Here is a 17844-nt window from a genome sequence, read left to right as displayed (position 1 = left end):
TAATTTTTATTTTACTCCTTTTTATGATATAGGTTATGCTTGGTATGAAAAAGATGGGGGTAGATTAGCAGATGAGCATTTTTTAGATGCAGTAGGTTTACAAGTACTTTATAATAAAGCTAATGAGTATTATATAAAGCTTGATGCAGCTAGAGCATTACATCAGTATAAATTTGATGACGATCATAGAATGAAATTGTATTTAAGTGGTGGGGTGTATTTTTGAGATTGCAAGCTTGAAATAGCTTGCAAATTTTATTAAATATTGAATCTAAAATGCATTACATCGCCATCTTGTACGATATAATCTTTTCCTTCAAGGCGTAGTTTTCCTGCTTCTTTAGCGCCACTTTCTCCTTTGCAAGCGATATAATCTTCATAAGAAATCACTTCAGCTTTGATAAAACCTTTTTCAAAGTCGTTGTGGATTACACTTGCTGCTTTTGGTGCTTTCCAGCCTCTTTGTATAGTCCATGATCTAACTTCTATTAGACCTGCTGTAAAATAGCTAATTAGATTAAGCTTTGAAAATGCTGTGCGTATAACTACTTCAAGCCCACTACGTTCAATCCCTAAAGATTTTAAAAACTCAAAATGCTCCTCATCGCTTAAAGCTATCATTTCCTCTTCTATTTTAGAGCAAAGTTTGATAACCTCATGACCTGATTTTGCTGCAAATTCTTTGAGGTTTTTTACAAATTCATTATCTTCTAAAAGGGAATTCTCATCTACATTTGCCCCATATATCACTTCCTTAGCTGAAAGCAATCTTAGTTCTTTTATAAGAGCATGATAGACTTCATTTTTATTTGGGAAAGAACTTGCACTGTTGTTTTGATTTAAATGTTCTAAAAGCTCATTAGCTAAAGCCAAACTTTCTTTTGCACCTTTTTCGTTGGCCTTTGCACCTTTGGTGAGTTTTTCTATTTTTTTACTAAGTTGTTCTATATCTGCTAGTATAAGTTCTGTTTCTATGATTTGCACATCACGCACAGGATCAACACTGCCCGCAACATGGGTGATATTTTCATCATCAAAACAACGCACAATATGTAAAATCATCTCTGTTTCACGTATGTTAGATAAAAATTTATTACCCAAACCCTCACCTTTGCTAGCGCCAGCTACCAAACCTGCTATATCAACAAATTCTATATTTGAGCGTATGATTTTTTGTGGATTGACAATCTTTGCTAGCTCTTTTAAGCGATGATCAGGTACAGGTACGACTGCTTTGTTTGGCTCTATGGTGCAAAATGGATAATTTGCACTTTCTGCATTTTGTGCTCTTGTTAGTGCATTAAAAGTGGTAGATTTTCCAACATTTGGAAGCCCTACTATACCAACTGATAAACTCATTTTTGTTTCCTTGAAAGATAAAGTAAATATGAAAGACACATTCTAACACCCGCTCCACTTGCACCAAAGCTATGATAACCCCAAGCTTTTTCTAAGTAAGCTGGCCCTGCGATGTCTAAATGTAGCCATTTGTCTTTGTATTCTTCTCTAATGAAAGAATTTAAAAATAACCCCGCTGTAATAGCCCCACCATAACGACTTGAAGAGGTATTGCTAACATCTGCTATATTTGATTTTATAAGCTCTTTTAAATGTGGGTTAAAATGTAAAATAGTAGCTAAATCTCCACTTTTTTTACTTACTTTGAAAAAATCATTTTGTAAATCTTCATTATTTCCCATGATAGCACTTGTGTATTCTCCAAGTCCTACTACGCAAGCTCCAGTTAGAGTGGCAAGATCTATTAATAAATCAGGTTTTAGATCTTGAGCAAGCGAAAGACAGTCTGCTAAAACTAATCTTCCTTCTGCGTCGGTATTTCTAACCTCTATACTCACACCTTCTCTTGAGATGAGTACATCATCAGGCTTGTAAGCATTTCCACCTATCATGTTTTCAGTTGCACCGATGATAGAATGCACTTCTATATCAAGGTTTAATTCACTTGTACCTTTGATGATAGCCATTGCGGCCGCACCACCACTTTTGTCAGATTTCATCGTTAGCATATAATCAGCAGGTTTTAAACTAAGTCCACCACTATCATAAGTTAGCCCTTTACCTACAAACACTACTTTCATTTTTGCATTTTTTGGTTTGTATGAAAGATGAATGAGTTTTGGTGGATGGATCGAAGCGCGATTTACTGCTAAAAATGCTTGCATTTTTTCTTGCTCTAAGAAATCACTCTCATAGATTTTACATGAAATCTTGCAATCATTTTGACTTAAGCTAAGAGCATCCTCAGCCATTTTTGCAGGAGTATAAATTTGAGGAATTTCATTTACGATATTTTTTGCAAAATCACAAGCATTTGAAAAAACCTGACCATAGTTTATACCTATGCAAGCTTCTTCTAGGTTATATGCTTTGTCATTAATTTCATCTTTTGAGATGAAAATATTCTCTAACTTACTCTGTGTTTTTTCTTTTTTATATTTATCAAACTCATAAGCACCAAAAGTAAATCCTTGAATCATAGCATTAAAGCTATTTACTACGCATTTTCCTACAACACTCTTTGTTTTAACACTTTGAATTTCAAGTTTTTTTAAAGCTTTATAAGCATTTGCAAAAGCAAGTCTTATATCTTCATATTCTAAACTTTTAAGTTCGCTATAAAGAATTTTATTTTGCATATCTATGCAAATTCCTTCGCCTTTATAGTTTGAAAGTTTAAAAAGTTTTTGACTTTGAGTGTATTTTTCTATCTTTTTATCTTGTATTAAAATGATTTCAAAGTCAGCATTTATAGAATTTATAGTTTCTTCTTTAAAATTAAAAATCATTTATGTTCCCTTTTTCTAAGTATTGATTTTTCTATTTGTTTCATACCTAAAAATAAAGCAAGTAAAAAACAAGCAATAATAGGTACTGCAAAATACCAGTGATCTCCAGCCCATTCCACTGCAAGCCAAATTTGTTTTCCAAAAAACCATGCAAGCAAAATGGTTATAGCAGCCCAAGCCCAAGCACTAATGAGATTAATAAATGCAAATTTTTTCGCACTATAGCGTGTTAGTCCTATGCTCATAGGTATAATAGTTCTAAAGCCATACATATATCTTTGTATGAATATAATAGGCCAACCAAAACGCTGTAAGAGTAAATGCGCTATGGCAAATTTACGCCTTTGGGTGTGAAGTTTTTTCTGAATGTATTTTTTATTATATCTTCCTATATAAAAATATATTTGATCGCCTACAAAACCACCCAAACCTGCTACAAAGATGATAAGTCCTAAATTTACATGACCTTCATGTGCAAAAATACCTGCTAAAATAAGCGCAAGTTCTCCCTCAAGTATGCACCATAAAAACACGATGATATAAGCCCAATTTTTATAATCATACAAAAGTTGTTTTAAAAATTCTTCCATTTTATACCTCTAAAACACTATAAACAGAAGTTAATTTAGCTAATTCTTTAGCTCCATCAAGACCTTTTAATTCTAGTAAAAAACAAGCTTCAACGCATTTTGCATTGAGTTTTTCTATGAGTTTAACAGCAGCGATAGCTGTGCCACCTGTGGCGATGAGATCATCTATGAGCAAAACGTTTGCTTTTTGATTGTTAAATGCATCGATATGAATTTCTATGGTATCACTACCATATTCTAAACTATAAGATTCTTGCAAGCATTTTGAAGGTAATTTACCTGGTTTTCTAATAGGCACAAAAGGTAGTTTTAATCTAGCACTTAGTGCAGCTCCAAAAATAAAACCTCTACTTTCTATACCAACGATATAATCAAGTTTTGCATTTTGGTATTTTTCAACTAAATGATCCATTAAAAATGCAAATGCTTCTTTATTATTTAATAAAGTAGTGATATCTCTAAAGATAATTCCTTCTTTTGGAAAATCCTTAATAGCTCTAATGCTATCTAATAAGTATTTTTTATCTTGTTCTTTCATCATAATAATGCCTCGATTTTTGCTTCTAATTCTTTGATTCTTTGTCTTAATTTTTCATTTTCGATACGATATTGTGAATTTCTTGTTCTAAGAGAGGTTAGGTCTGCTTTGCTTTTGTTTAATTCCTCAGTTAAAATATCAATATTACCCAAGCTTCTTTGAAGTTGTACTTGTAATTTTCTAATGACTATTTCAGTATCATCAAGATTATTTTTTATGAATTCTTTTGCTACTTTTTCTTTATGAAGTAAGGTTTTATAATAAAGCAACATAATAGTCATATAAATACTAACACAAATTAATACAGTTAATACAAGCCAACTTAAAATCATAATTTTGCCTCTATTTTACTAATTCGCACGCAATGTCTTCCACCGCTAAAAGAAGTATTAATGAAATTTGAGATGATTTCAAAAGCCATATCTACTCCGGTTAGTCTAGCTCCTAAGGCTAAAACATTTGCATCGTTATGTTCTCTTGAGAGTCTAGCGCTTAAAGGTTCATTACACAAAGCACAGCGTATGTTTGTATGGCGATTTGCCGCTATACTCATACCAATACCTGATCCACACACTAAAATTCCAAAACTATTTTCATTAATTTTAGAGCTTAATAAATGTGCATAATCAGGATAATCACAACGATCGTTACTAAAAGGACCTAAGTCTTCAAAGCTTATATTTTTTTCTTGTAAAAAATTGATAATTTCTTGCTTTAAAATAAAGCCAGCATGATCACTTGCTATGTAAATTTTTTCTCTTAACATTTAATAATCACTTATCATTTGAAATTTAAAGTATTAATTTTATCATATTTAATTAAAATTTTTCTTTCTTGTATATAATTATTTTTTAATATTTTCAAATATTTAATTTGATATAATAATACTAAACTTAAGGTAAAAAATGAAGCTTATTTTGATTGGTTCTTCAACGGGCGGTCCAAGCCAACTAAAGTTTTTACTTAATGATATAGAACTTAAAGATTGTGCGGTAGTGATTGCCCAACATATGAACCCAGCTTTTATTCCTTCTTTTGTAAATCAATTCAACAAAGAAGCAAAAAGTGATGTGATCATACCAAATGACAAAGAAGTTTTAAAAAATAAAATTTATATTTGTCAAAGAAATATGGTTTTAAGTGGAAATAATGCTTTGGTGTTAAATACTACAGAGCAAACAAGTAGTTTTAATCCAGGAATTGATGTTTTATTTCATTCAGCTGTAAATCTTTGCAAATATCATAAAATTTTAGCTTTGATTATGACAGGAATGGGTGATGATGGTGCTAAATCTTTATTTGAGCTTTATAAAGTTGGTGTGAGGTGTTTATGTGAAAATGAGGCAGATTCTATAGTATATGGAATGCCAAAAAAAGCTAGAGATACTAATCCAAATTTAAAACCTATGAGTTTAATAGAACTCAAAAAAGAAATAATAAATTTTATCAAATCATAGGATGGAAAGATGATAAAAATTACAGAAAATGAAATGAATGATTTTATAAAAATAGTAGAGCAAATAAGTGGAAACAATCTTAATACTAAAAAAGATATTTTATCTATAAAGCTACCTAAATTTTTACAAGAATTAGGTTTAAGCAGTCTTAGTGAATTAAATGAAAAAGTGCAGTTTCAAAGAAATCTAAAGCAAGAAACTATGGATTTTATTACAGTTTGTGAGACTTATTTTTTTAGAGAATTAGAGCAATTAAAAGATGTTATTTTTTATATCAAATCTCTTGATCGACCTGTAAATGTACTTTGTGCTCCATGCTCAAGTGGTGAGGAAGTGTATTCTTTAGCTATTTTAGCAAGTGAGAATTTCATCAAGGGTATGAATATAGTTGGTATAGATATTAATAAAAAAATGATAGATAAGTGCAATGAAATGATATATTCAGAGCGCTCTGTGGCTAGATTAAACACTATGCAAAAAACGCGTTATTTTGATATAAAAGATAGAATGTATCATCTTAAAAAAGAAACTCTAGCTTGTAGATGTCGTTTTGAACTTTGTAATGTTTTTGATGATTCTTTGTTTAAGCTTGGAAAATTTGATGTGATTTTTTCAAGAAATATGATGATATATTTTGATCAAGATTTCAAAATAAGACTTATGGAACGTTTTTACAAAATCTTAAATAGAGAGGGTAGAATTTACCCTGGCAAGTCAGATCTTGTACCTGAAACAGCGTATTTTGAAAAAAACTTTTCAGCGGGTGGGGTTTATTATTCTAAGGTGGATTAATTATATTTTTTATTAAACCACCACCAATAAATCGCCGCAAAGATAAAACATACTCCTAAGCCAAAAGTAAAATGACTTAATTTTACTCCATAAAATTCAAATAAATACCCTGTTGAGAAAGCAATAATTGCACTAAAGGTTAAATACACCATATCATTATAAGCGATTACTCTACCATAATATCTTTTATCGCAATCATTTTGCAAAAGTGTGTAAGTATAGCTCCATAAAGATGAAGTACAAAAACCTGCCATTACTAAGCCTATAAAGGCAAGATAAAAGTTAAATTGCAAGCAAGCCCAAAGCATTATACCTACACCTTGTGCTAAGTATAAATACACTAAAGTATTTTTGTTAATATAAGGACTAAGCACATAAGGACCTATGAGTAAAGATATGGCTCTTATAGCATTAGAAATTCCTATAGCTAAAGGTATAGAAATAACTTTTGCGTATTCATATTCAGCTAAAAGTGTGATTAAAACATCATAAGCAGTTATCCCTACAACTCCATGAAGCAAAATCAAATGAATGATTTTTTTATTACTAAATACATAAGCTAAACCTTCTTTGATTAGTATAAAAAGATTGTTTTGTGTGGTGTTTTTTTCATCAGGTAGGATTAAAGTTTTAAGTATAAGCATAGCACAAAATAGCATTAAAGTATCGGCTATAAAAGCTGGTTTTACTCCAAAAAGATCTATAAAAAGTCCTGCTGCACCCATACCCAAAGCATATGATACAGCCCATATAATACTATGAAGCTCATTGCCTAGTTTTAATTCTTGCGGGGTTAAAATTTTAGGTAAAACTGACATTTCTGTTTGAAAATACATACTTGCAACAGCCATACGCACAAAGGTTAAAAAGTATAAAAACCAAAGCATAGCTAAAGAATTTACAAAAATTAGCATAAAAATAGAAATCATCTCAATGCTAATCATTGTTAGCAATAAATTCTTAGGTTTAAATCTATCTACTATAACTCCATTTATAGGTGCAAGTATAATAGAAGGTAAAAAAACAAAAATAGCTGAAAAACCTATAATATTTGCAGGTGCTTGGAGTTCTTTGGTTAAAAGGGTAAAAACACCCACTTGAGAAAACCACGCACCAAAATAACTTATAAATTGTACTGTTGCTAAAAGGCGAAAAGTTTTATTATTTTTAAGTAAAGACCTATAAGTCATGAACATCCTATGAATATATGAAATTAAAGGGCTTGATTATAACGTTTTTAAGATTATTTTACATTTAAATGTTATAATAATTCTTTTTTATAAAAAAGGTTTAAGAATGAGTAGATTAAGTAAAAAAGAAGCGTTAAATTTGCTCCAAAATGCACCTTTATACGAATTAGGTGCAATGGCTTATGAGAAAAAATTAGAGCTTCACCCTGAAAAAATAACTACTTTTGTGGTGGATAGAAATATAAATTATACAAATATTTGCTGTATTGATTGTGATTTTTGTGCTTTTTGTAGAAAAGAAAAAGATGATGATTCTTATATTTTAAAATATGAAGAAATAGGACAAAAAATAGAAGAATTACAAGCCATAGGTGGAACGCAAATTTTATTTCAAGGCGGGGTGCATCCAAAACTTAAAATAGAATGGTATGAAGACTTGCTTTCTTATATAAAAACTAATTATCCAACCATCACTGTGCATGGTTTTTCAGCAGTAGAGATAGCTTATATAGCAAGAGTTTCTAAAATTTCTATCGAAGAGGTTTTAAAAAGATTACAAGCTAAAGGACTTTTTTCTATACCTGGAGCGGGTGCTGAAGTATTAAGCGATAGGGTAAGAGATATCATCGCACCACACAAATGTGACACAGCTACTTGGCTTAGGGTGCATGAGAGTGCACATAATATAGGTATGAAAAGTACTGCTACTATGATGTTTGGTACGGTTGAAAATGATGAGGAAATCATTGAACATTTTGATCATTTAAGAAATTTACAAGATAAAACAAATGGTTTTAGAGCTTTTATTTTATGGTCATTTCAAAGTGAAAATACTCCTTTGATTAAAAAACATCCTGAAATCATCAAGCAAAGTTCTAATAGATATTTAAGATTGTTAGCTTTAGCAAGATTATATTTGGATAATTTTAAAAATTTACAAAGTTCATGGGTAACACAAGGCTCTTTGATAGGCCAACTTGCTTTAAAGTTTGGTGCAAATGATTTAGGTTCAACCATGATGGAAGAAAATGTCGTAGCTGCAGCTGGTGCAAAATATAGAATGAATCAAGAACAAATGATAGAACTTATCAAAGATATAGGGGAATTACCTGCTAAACGCGATACAGCTTATAATATTTTAGAAAGGTTTTAATGCTAAATTTAGACTTTAATAATACTAAAATAGACATAATATATGAGTATGAAAACGAGCTTCCTGTAGTATTTTTCAAACTCATTTTTAAAAATAGTGGAAAAATAGCAGAAAAACACAATAGAGGTTGTGCAAGTATGCTTGCTAGGCTTTTAAATGAAGGAAACAATGATGAGTTTTTTAAAAGCTTAGAATACCGTGCTATAGAGCTTTATGCCAAAGCTAGTTTTGAGCATTTTCAAATTAGTATTAAGTGCTTGAAAGAACATTTTGATTTTGCTTTAGAAAAATTGCAAGAATTGTTTTTAAATGTGCGTTTTGATGAAAAAATCTTACAAAGATTAAAAACTTTAGCTTTAGGTGAGCTTGCAAGTTTAAATACTGATTATGATTATCAAGCAAAAAGACTTTTAAATAAAAATGTTTTTAAAGATGAAATTTTTGCTAGTGGTCTTGATGGGACTAAAGAAAACATAGAAAAGATTAGCTTAAAAGAATTGCAAGATTTTATGAGTGAAAATTTAGTGCTTGATAATGCTTTATTTGTTTTTGGTGGAGATGTTAAAGAAGATGAAGTGAAGGTCAAAACAGAAAAAATTTGCCAAATTTTAAAAAGAAACACTCCAAATCAAAATAAAAATTACAAACTCATTGATGAGAGTATAGAAGTAAGTGAGCAAAAAAGTACCGAACAAGCTTATATATACTTTTGTTCTCCATTTAATATGCAAATTAATGATGAAAAAATGTATTTAGCTAAACTTGCTTTATTTATCTTGGGTCAAGGTGGTTTTGGTTCGCGTTTGATGGAGGAAGTGCGTGTGAAAAGAGGCTTGGCATATTCAGCATATGCTATGCTTGATGTAAATTTAAATTATAGTAGAGTTTTTGGGTATTTGCAAACTAAAAATGAAAGTTCTAATGAGGCTAAAACTTTAGTTAAAGAAGTTTTTGAAAATTTTGTCCAAAATGGAGTGAGTGAAAAAGAATTTCAACTAGCTAAGCAATTTTTAGTAGGCTCTATGCCTTTAAGATATGAAAGCTTGGCTAAAAGACTAGATATAATGTTAAATGAGTATTTGCATGGTTTAAAACTTGGAAATTTAAAAGAAGAAATGCAAAAGATTAAAAACACTACCTTAGATGAGTTAAATGACTTTATCAAAACACATAGTGAAATTACAAAAGTGAGTTTTGCAAGTATAGAAAATGAAAGTTGAAGAAAAGGATTTAAAACTACTTCATACTTTAGGGGTTAAAAATTGTATCGATTTGGCTTTGATTTTACCTAAAAAATTTGATGATTTTAGAATTTCAAAGTTTCCAAAAGATACATTTTGCACCCAAAATGTAAAAATTATTAGCACACAAAATCATCACTCCCAGCTTTTTATGCTTTGTGAATGTTTAGAATGGGGTATAAAAGCAAATATAGTAATCTTTCATCCCAATAAATGGCATTTTAAAATTTTTAAGCATAGTGCTTTGGTTTGTATCCATGCAAAGATGAATTTTTTTAATGGAATTTGGCAGTTTATAAACCCAAAAATAGTAAAAAATATAGGTCAAATAGTCCCTAAATACCAAATTAGCTCTATTAAAGATGAAAGCATAAAAAAACTTATCTTAAAATATGTCAATGAAGCTAATTTAAAAGCGCTAAATTTAGAACAAAAATACATTAATTTACTTTTGAATTTACACAATTATGATGATTTAACTCTTTATGAAAATTTTAACGCCATAGTTAAAGACTTAAAATATATAGAAATTTTTAATCATTTAAGGCGTTTAAAGGGTAAAAAAATATCACAAAATGCTTATAAAATAGATCTTTTTGATATAAGCTCTTGGCTTAATGGTTTAGAATTTAGCCCTACAAATGATCAGCTTTTAGCGATAGAAGATATTAAAAAAGATTTGCAAGATAAAGTTGCTAAAAGGCGTGTAGTAATGGGTGATGTGGGTTGTGGTAAGACTTTGGTTATATTTGCTGCAAGTTTGCTAGTGTATCCTAAAAAGGCTATTTTAATGGCTCCAACTAGTATATTAGCAGAGCAAATTTATCATGAAGCAAAAAGACTTTTGCCTGATTTTGTTAATGTATTGCTTTTAAAAGGTGGTAAAAAAGATAAAGATTTAGCAAAATTAAAAGAACAAGCTCATTTTATCATAGGCACACATGCGCTCATTCATCAAGAAGAATTTGAAGCAGTTTTAGTGATGATAGATGAGCAACACCGTTTTGGTTCTAATCAAAGACAAAAAATAAGTGAGCTTAGCAAAAATTCTCAATATGCTCCACATATCGTGCAATTTTCTGCTACACCTATACCAAGAACACTTTCTATGATACAAAGTGAGCTTGTAAATTTTAGTTTTATTAAACAAATGCCTTTTAAAAAAGACATTAAAACTTTTTGCATACAAGATAAATATTTTAAATATTTGCTTAAAAAAATCGATGATGAGCTAGCTAAAAATCATCAAGTAATCATCATTTATCCTTTGGTAAATGAAAGTGAAAATATAGATTATTTATCGCTAGAGCAAGCACAAGGATACTGGATAAACAAATATAAAAATGTTTATGTAACCCATGGAAAAGATAAAAATAAAGATCAAATTTTACAAGAATTTAGAGAAAAAGGCACGATTTTGCTTTCTACAACTGTGGTTGAAGTGGGGATTTCTTTACCAAGACTAAGTGTGATTGTAGTTGTTGGGGCTGAAAGACTTGGGCTTGCTACCTTACATCAGCTTCGAGGCAGGGTAGGTAGAGTAGGGCTTGAGAGCTTTTGTTATTTATACACTAAGCAAAAAGAAATTCCAAGCCGTTTGCTTGAATTTGCTAAAACTTTAGATGGATTTAAAATAGCTGAGCTTGATTTGAAAAATAGGCTAAGTGGGGATTTGCTAGATGGTAGAGTGCAGCATGGCAATCATTTTAAATTCTTTGATTTTGCAGATGATGAAGAATTAGTTTTAAAAGCAAAAGAAAGTATTAAAAATATGGAAAAAGAAAATGGATAAACATTTTGAAATTTTAATTTCTAAAGGCAAGAAAAAACATTTTAACAAAGGGAATATTTTATTTTTTCAAGGTGAAAAAGCAAATAAAATTTACATTTTACTAAGTGGAAAAGTACGTATATATAAGGTAAACGCAAAAGGTTTTGAACTAACACTGCATACTCTAACTCCGGTGAATTTTATAGCCGAAATGCCTGTGTTTGAGGGTATTAATTACCCAGCTAATGCTATTTGTGAGCAAGATTGTGAAATTTGTGTTTTTGATTTTGATGAATTTAAAAAATTATGCTTGGAAAATGGGGAATTTAGCTTTTTGCTTCTGACTTCTTTAATCGGTAAAATTCGAATTTTAGAAAATTTCATCAGGCAAAAATCTTTGGATTTAAAATCAAGACTAGTCAGCTTTTTACTAGAAAATGAAGAAAAATTACAAAATTTAAAGCAAAAAGAAATTGCTGTGATTTTAAATTTACCCCCAGAATCTTTATCGCGTTTTTTAAAAGAATTAAAACAAAATGAGCTTATTTGCACAAATAAAGGTAAAATAGCAATTTTAAATAAAGAAAAAATGCAAAATTTAATTAAGTCTTTTTAAGTCTTATTTGTTACAATATTGTATTTAAAGTATGGAAGGTTTTATGGATTTTGATTTTTTAATCAAGTTTAGCCCTATGTTTATACAAGCTTCTTGGCTTACTTTAAAACTTGCTATTTATGGAGTATTTTTTTCATTTTTAGTAGGTTTATTTTGTGTGGGAGTAAGTTATTTTAAATTTTCTTTTTTAAATACAATCTGTAAAATTTATATAGAATTTTCAAGAAACACACCTTTATTAATCCAACTTTTCTTTTTATATTATGCCTTGCCTGAGTTTGGGATACACCTTAGTTCTTTTGCTTGTGCTGTGGTAGGACTTAGTTTTTTAGGTGGTTCTTATATGGCTGAGAGCTTAAGAGCGGGTATGGAAGCAGTAAAAAAACAACAATACGAATCAGGACTTTCTTTGGGTTTGAGTAAATGGCAAAATTTTCGCTATATTATCATGCCTCAAGCTTTGGGTATAGCTATGCCAAGTATTAGTGCAAATATCATTTTTTTACTCAAAGAAACTTCAGTAGTAAGCATTATTGCTTTAGCAGATTTAGTATATGTGGCTAAAGATCTTATAGGACTTTATTATAAAAGTAATGAAGCATTATTTGCTTTGGTGCTTTGTTATTTGATTTTGATTTTACCTTTATCTTTAGTGTTAAACCGTATAGAAAAAAGGTTAAATTATGTTTGAAATTTTAAATCAAGATACCTTTTTTAGACTAGCACAAGGCTTAAAGGTTACTTTAGAGCTTTCATTGATTAGTGTTTTGATTTCACTCATAGGAGGAGTATTTTTTGGAATTTTAATGCATTCTAAAAATAAATTCTTTTATGCTTTTTGTCGTTTTATGCTTGAGTTTGTGCGTATTATGCCTTTGATTGTTTGGCTTTTTATAGTGCATTTTGGCTTGGCGAAATGGTTTGGATGGCATTTGAGTGCTTTGGGTTCAAGTATTATTGTTTTTAGTATTTGGGGCGTGTTTGAGATGATGGATTTGGTTAGATCGTCTTTAGCAAGCATACCAAAACACCAGTATGAATCAGGACTTTCACTAGGTTTTAATAAATTTGAAGTTTATCTTTTTATCATTATACCTTTATCTTTAAGAAGATTATTGCCGATGAGTATTAATCTTTTTACAAGAATTATCAAAAGTACTTCAGTGATTTATCTCATCGGTGGTATAGAGCTTATTAAAGTAGGCCAACAAGTGATTGAGCTAAATTTATTTCAAAATTCTTACGCGGCTTTTGTGATTTATGGTTTGATTTTATTGATTTATTTTATACTTTGCTATCCTTTGTCGGTATATTCAAAGTTTTTAGAGAAAAAATGGAGCTAATATGAGCATTTTAAAAATACAAAATTTACAAAAATATTATGATGATCATCATGTTTTAAAAGATATAAATTTAGAAGTAAATCAAAAAGAAGTAGTGGTTATACTAGGTCCAAGTGGTTGTGGGAAATCTACGCTTTTAAGATGTATTAATGGTTTGGAAGAAATGGCTGATGGGGCTATTTTTGTAGATGATGAAAAAATTGATAAAAATTATAAAAAATGGACTCAAATTCGCCAAAAAATAGGCATGGTATTTCAATCTTATGAGCTTTTTGATCATTTAAATGTGGAGCAAAATATACTCTTAGGGCCTTTAAAGGTGCAAAAAAGAAAAAAAGAAGAAGTTTTAGAAGAAGCTAAATACTGGCTTGATAGGGTAGGGCTTTTGCATAAATTAAAAGCCTATCCTAAAGAATTAAGTGGTGGACAAAAACAACGCATAGCCATAGTTAGAAGCCTTTGTATGAATCCTGAAATCATGCTTTTTGATGAAGTTACAGCAGCGCTTGATCCTGAAATCGTGCGTGAGGTTTTAGATGTGATTTTAAATTTAGCAAAAGATGGTATGACTATGCTTATAGTTACACATGAAATGGGTTTTGCTAGAGCAGTTGCTGATAAAATAGTTTTTATGGATGATGGAAAAATAGTAGAAATTTCAAAGCCTGATGAATTTTTTGAAAATCCAAAAACTGATCGTGCGAAGAAATTTCTCAATTTATTTGATTTTCATCGTTAATTTTATTTTAGAAAAGATTTGTTTAAAAAATTAATATAAGGTTTAAAAATTTAAATTTTAATCACAAGGAAAAAATATGAAAAAGATTTTTCTTTTATCGTTTTTAATGGCACTTTTTTTTAGCGCCTGCTTAAATTCAAGTTCTAATGAAAACTCTTTAGAAAAAATTAAACAACAAGGTGTAATCCGTATAGGTGTTTTTGGTGATAAACCTCCATTTGGTTATCTAGATGCTCAAGGAAAAAATCAAGGTTATGATGTGTATTTTGCTAAACGTATAGCAAAAGAACTTTTAGGCGATGAGTCTAAAGTGCAATTTGTGCTTGTTGAAGCAGCAAATAGGGTGGAGTTTTTAGAGTCAAATAAAGTAGATTTAATCTTAGCAAATTTTACTAAAACCCCAGAAAGAGAAGCTGTAGTTGATTTTGCATTGCCTTATATGAAAGTTGCTCTTGGAGTAGTGGCTCCTAAAGGATCAGATATTAAAACTATAGATGATTTAAAAAATAAAACTTTGATTTTAAATAAAGGCACAACAGCTGATGCGTATTTTACAAAAAATAATCCAGAAATTAAAAGTATTAAATTTGATCAAAACACAGAAACCTTTGCAGCTTTAATCGGAAAAAGAGGCGATGCACTAAGCCATGATAATGCTTTACTTTTTGCTTGGGCTAAAGAAAATCCAAATTTTGAAGTAGTGATTAAAGAACTTGGAAATCATGATGTCATAGCTCCCGCTGTAAAAAAAGGCGATGAGGCTATGTTGAAATTTATCAATGATTTGACTGTAAAATTACAAAATGAGCAGTTTTTTCACAAAGCTTATGATGAAACCTTAAAGCCATTTTTTAGCGATGATATAAAAGCTGATGATGTAGTAATCGAAGGTGGCAAAATTTAATAATGCAAAAAGCCTTTAAAAATACCGTCTATGCTTCTTTAGGTGGTATTTTAGAATTTTATGATTTTGTTTTATTTATCTTCTTTGCAAGTGTTTTTGCAAAAATTTTCTTTCCTCAAAATGATGATTTTTGGCCATTAATCTATACCTATGTAGCCTTTGGAGCAGGATATTTAGCTAGACCTTTTGGTGCTGTTGTTTTAGCACATTTTGCAGATATTAAAGGGCGTAAGAATGTTTTTTATGTCAGTATGCTTTTAATGGTCGTGCCAAGTTTTGTTTTGGCCTTTTTACCTACTTATGAAAGCATAGGACTTTTAGCTACTTTTATACTTTTTATCATACGGATAGCTCAAGGACTAGCCATAGGAGCTGAAGTGAGTGGTGCTTGGATTTTTGTGAGTGAATTTGTGAGTAAAAAAAGACTTGGCTTGGCACTTGGTTTTATTTCAGCGACTTTAACTTTAGGTTTATTACTTGGAAATTTAGCGACTTTAAGTATATATGCGTATTTTGATAAAGAAGAAGTAGAAAGCTTTGCTTGGAGAATTCCTTTTTTTATAGGGGGATTTTTTGGTATTTTAGCTTTATTTTTACGTACAAAACTTAACGAAACACCAGCTTTTAAAAACATAAAAGAAAAAGAAAAAATTTTAAATTTTCCACTTTTGCAAGCTTTAAAAACACATAAAAAAAGTATGTTAATATGTGCTTTACTTACCGTGGTTTTAACAAGTGGTGTAGCTACTTTAATGATACTACCGCAATATTTTAAAAGCCTATTAGGAGTTAGTAAAACCACTGCTTTGTTATATCAAAATTTGGCCATAGTTATGATCATATTAGGAAGTTTAGTACAAGGGTATTTGGCTGATTTTTTAGGACATTTTAGAATTTGCTTGATTTTCACTTTGCTTTTTGGAGTTTTTGGTATAAGTTTTAGCTTTTATAATGAGTGGTTTTTATCATTTTATTTGCTTGCTTGTTTTGCGCAAGGCATTATAGCTTTTGCTCCTATTTTTATGACTCAAATTTTTACTACAGAGTTAAGATCAAGTGGTCTTTCTTTTGCTTATAATGTTTCTTATGCGATTTTAGGTTTTTTAACACCCTTTGTTGTTAATTTTATGTATGAGAAGTATTTTTATATTTATATTATTTTTATAGTGATTGCTAGTTTGTTAAGCATGTTTTTGATAAAAGTATTTTTAAAGCAAAAACCAGTATTAAAAACTTTAAATTATAAACTATAACTTTGCTATAATTATATTTTATATTTTAGAGGTGTAAATGAATAAAATTTTATTACTAGCTGATGGGATTTTTGCTAAAGATTTTTTAAGGAAAATTCATAGCAATAAAACTTTTAAAGAGTCTTTGAGTGTTGTTTATTATAATGATGAAAGTGTGGATTTGGATTTAGAAAATGAACAAATATCTTTTTATAAATTTGATCCTACAAGTTTGGTTAAACTAGAAAATTTATTAAAGGAAGAATTCCATCAAGCTGTCATCTATATGCAAGAAGAAGCAGATATGTTAGCTTGCTATAAAAATTTAAGAAAATTACACCCAAGATTAAACATAGTTATCATGGATTTGTGGAATAGTCAAATTGATGATAATTTTTGCGAAGTGATTAATATTTATGATACTTTAAGCACGAGATTAACAGGTTGTTTAGATAACATGCCTTCTATGGCACAATTTATAGGGCTTGGACAAGGTGAGATAATGGAGGTAAAAATTCCTGCAGGATCAAGCTTTGCTTATAGACATATAAGCTCTATTAGCCAAAAACGCTTTAAAATTGTTATGGTTTATAGAAATAATGAATTTATCCTAGCAAGACCTGGGCTTATTTTAATGCCAAATGATAGCATTTTAATCGTAGGAGATCCTAAAGTTTTACAAAGTGTTTTTACTAATGTTAAAACAAGTTTAGGACGCTTTCCATCGCCTTTTGGGGATAATATACTTTGTATTATAGATATGAAAAAAATGAGTGAGTTTGCCATAGAAAAGCTTATTTTTGCAAGCTTGCTTTTGCATATAAGGATTAATAGTAAAAAGCTTTATTTTAAAGTGATTAATCCTACTTTAACTCCTATGTATTATAAACTTAAAGCCTTGCATAAAAATAGCACCGAAGTGATATTTGACTTTGAAAGTACAAATATAAAAAACATTAAACCTTTTGTGGAAAATACTAGCATAGGTTTGCTAGTGGTGGAGGATTATCTTTTTGAAAAAGAAAAAAGCTTTCTTTTTACTTTAAAAATTCCTGTGTTAAAAGCGGGTAAAGGGGATTTTGCTGACTTAAAATCATCGGTGGTTTTAAGCTCAAACTTTGAAGATGTGGAAGGTATTGCTTCTATTATGCTTGATTTAAATAAGCAAATCCAACTAGGGCTTGCTTTGTATTATTATGATTTAAAACTAAATAAAGCTGAAATTTTTGAATACCATCAATATTTTGAAAGCCTTTCAAAACTCCATGATGAAAAATTACTTTTAATAGAAGAAAAAGAACATAACCCTATCAATAAATTTTCTTATAAGCAAAATGTATTGCATTTTGTGCCATTTAATGAAAAAATTTTAGGAAGTAATTTCAATAAAATTTTAAAAACGGATTTAAATACGATATATTATAAGATGAGTAAAAATTATCAATTATTTATACCATCGCTGTGAGAAAAC

The 17844-nt window shown here is 29.8% G+C and carries 19 protein-coding genes and 1 pseudogene; 13 read left to right on the top strand and 7 right to left on the bottom strand.

Annotated elements, in window-relative coordinates; genetic code table 11:
* Nucleotides 1-226, top strand: a pseudogene (locus CAMP5082_RS04180) (ShlB/FhaC/HecB family hemolysin secretion/activation protein); the annotation flags it as partial.
* Between the two features lie 32 nt (nucleotides 227-258).
* Here CAMP5082_RS04180 and ychF read toward each other — a convergent pair.
* From ychF to rpiB, 6 genes are read right to left on the bottom strand one after another with little or no spacing between them, the layout of a single operon-like run.
* Complete coding sequence (ychF, locus tag CAMP5082_RS04175) at nucleotides 259-1359, bottom strand: redox-regulated ATPase YchF (protein ID WP_337205994.1); 1101 nt, start codon at nucleotides 1357-1359, stop codon at nucleotides 259-261.
* Nucleotides 1356-2807 (bottom strand): leucyl aminopeptidase, encoded by a 1452-nt coding sequence (locus CAMP5082_RS04170; RefSeq protein ID WP_337205993.1) that lies wholly within the window; start codon nucleotides 2805-2807, stop codon nucleotides 1356-1358. Before CAMP5082_RS04170 ends, ychF begins: the two co-directional genes overlap by 4 nt.
* A complete protein-coding gene (locus CAMP5082_RS04165) occupies nucleotides 2804-3397 on the bottom strand; it encodes a DedA family protein (RefSeq protein WP_337205992.1) in 594 nt (197 codons plus the stop codon). Before CAMP5082_RS04165 ends, CAMP5082_RS04170 begins: the two co-directional genes overlap by 4 nt.
* A 1-nt stretch (nucleotide 3398) precedes the next feature.
* A complete protein-coding gene (apt, locus tag CAMP5082_RS04160; protein ID WP_263683294.1) occupies nucleotides 3399-3935 on the bottom strand; it encodes an adenine phosphoribosyltransferase in 537 nt (178 codons plus the stop codon).
* On the bottom strand, nucleotides 3935-4267 hold the full coding sequence (locus tag CAMP5082_RS04155; protein WP_039618138.1) for a hypothetical protein: 333 nt from the start codon (nucleotides 4265-4267) through the stop codon (nucleotides 3935-3937). The genes apt and CAMP5082_RS04155 overlap by 1 nt, the downstream gene beginning before the upstream one ends.
* Nucleotides 4264-4701, bottom strand: a complete 438-nt coding sequence (gene rpiB / locus CAMP5082_RS04150; protein WP_263679345.1) for a ribose 5-phosphate isomerase B — start codon at nucleotides 4699-4701, stop codon at nucleotides 4264-4266. The genes CAMP5082_RS04155 and rpiB overlap by 4 nt, the downstream gene beginning before the upstream one ends.
* Before the next feature lie 139 nt (nucleotides 4702-4840).
* On the opposite strand from rpiB, the gene CAMP5082_RS04145 reads away from it, so the two are divergent.
* Nucleotides 4841-5392: a CheB methylesterase domain-containing protein gene (locus CAMP5082_RS04145; RefSeq protein ID WP_263679346.1), complete on the top strand. Its 552-nt coding sequence runs from the start codon at nucleotides 4841-4843 to the stop codon at nucleotides 5390-5392.
* A gap of 9 nt (nucleotides 5393-5401) precedes the next feature.
* Nucleotides 5402-6184: a protein-glutamate O-methyltransferase CheR gene (locus CAMP5082_RS04140; protein ID WP_337205991.1), complete on the top strand. Its 783-nt coding sequence runs from the start codon at nucleotides 5402-5404 to the stop codon at nucleotides 6182-6184.
* On the opposite strand, the gene CAMP5082_RS04135 is transcribed toward CAMP5082_RS04140, so the two are convergent.
* Nucleotides 6181-7374, bottom strand: coding sequence for an MFS transporter (locus CAMP5082_RS04135; RefSeq protein ID WP_337205990.1), 1194 nt, complete (start codon nucleotides 7372-7374; stop codon nucleotides 6181-6183). The genes CAMP5082_RS04140 and CAMP5082_RS04135 overlap by 4 nt on opposite strands.
* A 106-nt stretch (nucleotides 7375-7480) precedes the next feature.
* Between CAMP5082_RS04135 and CAMP5082_RS04130 the strand changes: the two genes are divergently transcribed.
* The 10 genes from CAMP5082_RS04130 (at nucleotide 7481) to CAMP5082_RS04085 (ending at nucleotide 17838) form a co-directional block, all read left to right on the top strand.
* Nucleotides 7481-8527 (top strand): dehypoxanthine futalosine cyclase, encoded by a 1047-nt coding sequence (locus tag CAMP5082_RS04130; protein ID WP_337205989.1) that lies wholly within the window; start codon nucleotides 7481-7483, stop codon nucleotides 8525-8527.
* Nucleotides 8527-9747, top strand: a complete 1221-nt coding sequence (locus CAMP5082_RS04125) for a M16 family metallopeptidase (RefSeq protein ID WP_337205988.1) — start codon at nucleotides 8527-8529, stop codon at nucleotides 9745-9747. Before CAMP5082_RS04130 ends, CAMP5082_RS04125 begins: the two co-directional genes overlap by 1 nt.
* Nucleotides 9737-11560, top strand: a complete 1824-nt coding sequence (gene recG / locus CAMP5082_RS04120) for an ATP-dependent DNA helicase RecG (protein WP_337205987.1) — start codon at nucleotides 9737-9739, stop codon at nucleotides 11558-11560. Before CAMP5082_RS04125 ends, recG begins: the two co-directional genes overlap by 11 nt.
* Nucleotides 11553-12155, top strand: coding sequence for a nitrosative stress-response regulator, Crp/Fnr family (locus CAMP5082_RS04115; RefSeq protein WP_012661401.1), 603 nt, complete (start codon nucleotides 11553-11555; stop codon nucleotides 12153-12155). Before recG ends, CAMP5082_RS04115 begins: the two co-directional genes overlap by 8 nt.
* A gap of 43 nt (nucleotides 12156-12198) precedes the next feature.
* Entirely contained in the window at nucleotides 12199-12846 is a 648-nt protein-coding gene (locus tag CAMP5082_RS04110) for an amino acid ABC transporter permease (protein ID WP_263727886.1), read from the top strand.
* Nucleotides 12839-13498 (top strand): amino acid ABC transporter permease, encoded by a 660-nt coding sequence (locus tag CAMP5082_RS04105; protein ID WP_337205986.1) that lies wholly within the window; start codon nucleotides 12839-12841, stop codon nucleotides 13496-13498. Before CAMP5082_RS04110 ends, CAMP5082_RS04105 begins: the two co-directional genes overlap by 8 nt.
* Before the next feature lies 1 nt (nucleotide 13499).
* Nucleotides 13500-14237 carry a pathogenesis-associated glutamine ABC transporter, ATP-binding protein gene (locus CAMP5082_RS04100; RefSeq protein WP_039618156.1) on the top strand — a complete coding sequence of 246 codons (738 nt, stop codon included), beginning with the start codon at nucleotides 13500-13502 and terminating at the stop codon, nucleotides 14235-14237.
* A 76-nt stretch (nucleotides 14238-14313) separates the two neighbouring features.
* Nucleotides 14314-15141 (top strand): cysteine ABC transporter substrate-binding protein, encoded by an 828-nt coding sequence (locus CAMP5082_RS04095; RefSeq protein WP_337205985.1) that lies wholly within the window; start codon nucleotides 14314-14316, stop codon nucleotides 15139-15141.
* A gap of 2 nt (nucleotides 15142-15143) precedes the next feature.
* Nucleotides 15144-16394 carry an MFS transporter gene (locus CAMP5082_RS04090; RefSeq protein WP_337205984.1) on the top strand — a complete coding sequence of 417 codons (1251 nt, stop codon included), beginning with the start codon at nucleotides 15144-15146 and terminating at the stop codon, nucleotides 16392-16394.
* Between the two features lie 37 nt (nucleotides 16395-16431).
* On the top strand, nucleotides 16432-17838 hold the full coding sequence (locus CAMP5082_RS04085; protein WP_337205983.1) for a COG3400 family protein: 1407 nt from the start codon (nucleotides 16432-16434) through the stop codon (nucleotides 17836-17838).
* Nucleotides 17839-17844 lie beyond the last annotated feature (6 nt).

The sequence above is a fragment of the Campylobacter sp. LMG 17559 genome (genome assembly GCF_024723605.1).
Lineage (GTDB): Bacteria > Campylobacterota > Campylobacteria > Campylobacterales > Campylobacteraceae > Campylobacter_D.
The sequence above is the reverse complement of the archived record's forward strand: the minus strand, read 5'-3'. Positions and strand labels throughout refer to the sequence as shown.